Source organism: Streptomyces sp. NPDC127084 (assembly GCF_042724175.1).
Classification (GTDB): domain Bacteria; phylum Actinomycetota; class Actinomycetes; order Streptomycetales; family Streptomycetaceae; genus Streptomyces.
In genome coordinates, this window is sequence record NZ_JBHXFA010000273.1 from 1 (window position 1) to 4,848 (window position 4,848).

3 protein-coding genes are annotated in these 4,848 nt (G+C 57.4%); 2 read left to right on the top strand and 1 reads right to left on the bottom strand.

The window, feature by feature from the left end:
• The first annotated feature begins 743 nt into the window (after positions 1-743).
• Together ACFWI9_RS32910 and ACFWI9_RS32915 are read left to right on the top strand one after the other, a co-directional pair.
• Positions 744-1,757, top strand: a complete 1,014-nt coding sequence (locus ACFWI9_RS32910; protein ID WP_387168571.1) for an ETX/MTX2 family pore-forming toxin — start codon at positions 744-746, stop codon at positions 1,755-1,757.
• 460 nt (positions 1,758-2,217) lie between these two features.
• Positions 2,218-3,015, top strand: coding sequence for an FKBP-type peptidyl-prolyl cis-trans isomerase (locus ACFWI9_RS32915; RefSeq protein ID WP_387168574.1), 798 nt, complete (start codon positions 2,218-2,220; stop codon positions 3,013-3,015).
• Positions 3,016-3,206: 191 nt separating this feature from the next.
• On the opposite strand, the gene ACFWI9_RS32920 is transcribed toward ACFWI9_RS32915, so the two are convergent.
• Positions 3,207-4,346: a hypothetical protein gene (locus ACFWI9_RS32920; protein ID WP_387168577.1), complete on the bottom strand. Its 1,140-nt coding sequence runs from the start codon at positions 4,344-4,346 to the stop codon at positions 3,207-3,209.
• Positions 4,347-4,848: the final 502 nt, after the last annotated feature.

A 4,848-nucleotide genomic window follows, 5' to 3' on the forward strand; every position in this document is an offset into this window, starting at 1 on the left:
GAATCACCACGCCAACGACGAGGGGCCCTGCCTCGTCACCACACCCGCTGACCAGCCCATTTCACCCTCCAGCACAGGATGAAAGAGGCTCACTGGCGGTGCATCGAAACTCCGGTGATTCAGGGCGACTTGGGAAGGCCACCCCAGTTCAACCGGAGTTTCGATGCGTGCGTGACGGTCCTACCTGCACCCCTCGTACCGCCATGACCTGCGGATCCGCATGATCAGCGCGACTTTGAAACGCCCCTGGTCAACCGCTGGATTTAAACTCGTGAAGTCGCAGGGGATGACGGCCCATCACCATTACCACTCTGCGTGGAGCCGCAGCCGTTTACCCAATTGTTACCAGGCTCCCCGATGCGGGAATTGTAAGCACCTTTCCTTTCTGGCATCTATTACATTCATCGCTAGGCAGTTCTAGGTAATTAGCTGAGACCCCGACTGCCCATAACTCGCCGACCTACCTTCTTGGAGACTTCGACGGCTCGCGATCTTTACGGAGCCCACAAGAGGGATAAAGGGTCTTGCGAAGTCTTCTACGGCGTGACAAAATGCCAGCACCTCAGAGTAGGCTTTACTCACCCATCCAACTCTCGCCGGTGCCTTCCGAAAAGTACGCAAGGCTGGCTCCTGGGACCGGGCATTCACCGCAAGCTCGCCCGTATCGACGCGACTTAATAGACGTTCGCCTTAAGGCGATATCGCATTGTCTTCAAGCACCGAGTAAGAATTTACTGTTCCTCGTGGGCTCCTTGCCGCCCTCGCCTGCGCTTAACGGCGATGTCATGCCTTGGGGGTTGGGATACCAGCGACATGAAACAAAGGGTTCCGCCATGCAAAGAAGACTAAACCGCAAGGTTCGTGGAAAATTTTCCCTGGCTGTGGCAATCGCTGTTTGCGCGTCGATTGCGCTAACTCCGACGAATGCCTACGCAGCCACGAGTGTCGATATTGAACAATTTATCGAAGCGCAGTACCCATACAGCAACATCAACTATCCAGTGGGCGCAAGCTACAAAGTTCTACCCGATTCAGTGAATATTGCTGGTGTCACTGTCAGTAATGTCCGCGCCGTCCCGGATCAGCAGAATTTCAGCGCTGATTCATCACCCATCTATTCCCAGAATTCCTTCCTTGAGAACTCAACCGATATCGAGCAGGTACTCTGGACACAGTCATACTCTAGGTCTATATGGAATACCACTAGCACAACTGCGACGACTACCAATACAATGTCCACTAATCTCAGCTATACGATGAGCGTTAAGTGGGCTTGGGGCGGAATTTCAGGGACCCATGGAGTCACATCCTCTCACGAGAGTAGCGATTCTACCACTAAAACAAATTCCAAAGTAGAAACCTACAGCATTCCATCGCAGGGGATTAAGGTTCCTGCCTACACAACAGCCTCTGTAACAGCTGTTCTGTGGGGTGGAAAGTCTAGCGGGACATACAGCTACTACGCCGACCTCGCCGGGAACTATAAGATCTCGACACATAATGGACACTGGAGTACGCTAAAGAATTGGGATAATCCTCTTTATAAGACAATTCTGTGGGCCCAGGACGGCATAGATCAAAATGGTCCCGCACTCCCCCCGGAACTCAGCCTGAATAAAACGAAAAATGTGCTCGTATTTAGAGGGAGGGGCACATATTCTGCCACTTTTGGCACCACCTTCGGACTGCAAGTTTGTTTCGTGAATCGCACCTGCCCCACCAGTACAAGTAAGATGATACGTGCCGACGTTTCCTGAGTGGCTTGTTCGGATCCAGAAACCGGATCTCAAGCGAGGACCTCACGGTGTTGAGCGGGATGTCTGAAGTTCGCTGCTCGATGCCGTGAGGCTCGTTGGTCACCGGAGAATTCCGCTAGTGTCTGGCCCTGCCTGTCGTCTCCTGGATAGGAGCCCCGAACACCCATGGCATGGGCAACCGCCGAGCTATGTCGTCGAGCAGACCTTCGCCCTGAGCCACACCATTTCAAGCGCCTCAACTCCCGTTGAAAACGACGCGGAGCCATGACCCGAATGTGACGTAGGCGCTAAGCGGGGGACCGATTCGGGCCAGGAGTATCCCAATGACAGATAAATTGGCAATCGAGGTGCAATCATGCGTCGAGTAGCTTTCCTCCTCCTTGCGCTGCTGTTGCTTACCTCGTGCGGGAGTAACGAGAGGGTCATTCCGTCGGTCACGGCCGGGAATAAGTTCAAGCAGGTGCCCACCGTGACGCCAGGCAAAGGTGCCCCACCCCCCGATTTGACGATAAGGACTCTAGTGAAAGGAAGCGGTTCAGTCGTAAGGAAGAATGATTTCGCAAAGATCTACTACTTGGGGCAGGTGTGGAATGCGAAACGTCCATTTGATATCAATTTTGACGAAAAGCAGCAACCTGTCATCCGTGTCGGGGCTGGCCAAATAACGAAGGGTTTGGATCAGTCGCTTGAGGGACAGAGGGTTGGCAGCCGCATCCTAGTTACCCTTCCTCCGCGACTTGCCTATGGAAACCAAGGCTACGCTCCTCATATTCCACCCAAGGCGACCCTAATTTTCGTTGTTGACATCTTGAACGCGGTAAGGCCTGCTGTCGCTGTCAAGGGTGGCCTCCCGGTTGCAATGCGAAATCATGCCTTGCCAGCGATAAAGGAAAACCCTGGCGGACCGTCTCCCTCGATCGAGATTCCCGAAAAGTCTACGCCACCAAAGAATCTGGTATCGAAATACGTAATAGAAGGAAATGGCCCGATAGTCGGAGGGGGCGATCCTTTGATTCTCGCGTACAAGACGATGATATGGGAAACCAGAAAAACGATCAACGATACCTATTCGCAATCGATGCTCCAGGTTCTCGCTCCCAATCGCCTATTTAAGGGATTGCAGCTTGGCCTAATCGGCAAGAAGGTGGGCAGTCGCGTGATGCTCGTTGTTCCGCCTGCGTTCGGCATGGGGAAACAGGAATCAATTCCTGCCGATGCTACTTTGGTTTTGTCAGTGGACATTCTATCGAAAATTTAGGCCAACTATGACGTCGCCATTTGAGTGATCCACCTCCGTCGCTTGCAGATCATCAACCCGTAGGTTTGATATCTTTGGCGATTAAGTCTTCCCCGGTAAGCGTCCGTCGCTCGCTGTGATCGTGGTGCTTGCGCTGCGGCCCGTGCGGTCCCCAAGTCCGGGCAGGCGACCCGGTGCGGGGGCGTGAGGGGTCAGCCGATGCAGCCGGTGACGATGAAGGGGCTGCCGTCGCAGTTGGTGGGGACGTTGTGCCGGATCTCGGACCGGTTCTTCGTGAACGGGGCGTTGGTCCACACGCCGCCCGGTCTGACGGTGGAGGCATTGTTGTTCACCTCGCTGTGGTCAAGCGTCACTGCAGCGAAGGCGCTGAAGATGCCACCGGCCCGTGAAATGCCGGAGCCGTTCGCACTGTTGCGGTCGACCTTGCTGTCCCGCAGCACTAGGGTGCCATCGATTTGGTAAATGCCTCCGCCCGCGCCGCCGGTGCCGCCTACGACGTTGCCGGAGACGTCGGTCTTGATGAGCGTCAGCGAGGCTTCATTCGCGATGCCGCCGCCGGCCGTACCTGTGGTGTTGTTGATGATCTTGCTGTTGGTGAACCGGACGGTACTGCCGGAGCCGCTGTAGATGCCGCCGCTGTTGTCGCCGGAGGTGTTGTCCTTCACTGTGGCGTTGCGGTAGAGGGCGTCACTCCTGACGTGGCTGATGGCTCCGCCGTTAACGGCGGCGAAGTTGCGGGAGAGCACGACTCCGTCGGCGGTGACGGTGCCATCCGACTGCATGCCTCCGCCATTGCTGCCCGCGTTATTGAAGGTGAACTCGCTGCTGGTGATGTATGCCGTGGCTCCTGACTCGACATCGACGCCTCCTCCATTGCGGTCGGCGTGGTTGTTGTCGAGGGTGACCTTGTTGAGTCTCAGCTTGCCCGAGGAGTCGACGAGGATGCCTCCTCCGTCAACGGGTGCGTTGCCGCCGCGGATCGTAACGTCCTCGAGCCGCAGGTCACCGGTGGAGGTGACGTGGAAGATTCCGAAGACACCGGCCGACCCCCCGTCACGGACGATCGTGGAGTCACGACCCTCGATGGTGAGCTGCCTGTCGACGGGGGGCAGCCCGTGGGCACCGGAGTATGCCGAGGTCAGATGGTAGGTACAGCGACGGGCCAGGATGAGCGTGGATCCCGCAGGCGCCGTGGCGATCGCGTTGATCAGGGCCGTGGTAGCGCACGGCACCGGGATACCCCATCCTCCCGCGTCGGCCGGTACCGTGCTCACACCGTTGGCCACGATCGTGGCCAGGCCAGCGATGCCGGACAAGATGGTGTATCGCATGGCTCTCCTTGAAGTGCAGGCACCTTTGGAGCACAGACGGCCCCTCGTCCACGTCCCGGACACTGGGAGCAAAGCAGCCCCCCCCGCACCTCTCCCGGTGAGCCGCGCGGCCTCCTCACCCAGACACAGCAACAGATTCGATCAAGAGGCCGTATCATCATCCAACCCGCCTGTAGGGCCATGGCACTTTCCGTCGCCCCCGGCGGGTGTGTAACGAATTAGGTGGATACCCGGATGGAAGGGACACCTAATGGACACTCACCCACGTGCTCCCGCGCTGCCAGCTCCCGCTCCCGGGGCTGAAGTGGCGCGGGAGTGTAGGGAGTGTCTAATCAACGGCGGATCCGATGATCAAGGAGACGCTTGATGAGCGAGGCCATCACCGAGGGATCGGCCGTGGAGGAGCTGGCCGTCGAGTCGACTGCGGAGGCGGTGTCGGACGAGCAATTGATCGCGATGCTGGTCGACCGTGCCCGGTCCGACGGGCTGCAGCTGACCGGGC

Coding starts and splice junctions, on each gene's coding strand:
- ACFWI9_RS32920 (WP_387168577.1), bottom strand. CDS start 4,346: ATGCGATACACCATCTTGTCCGGCATCGCTGGCCTGGCCACGATCGTG.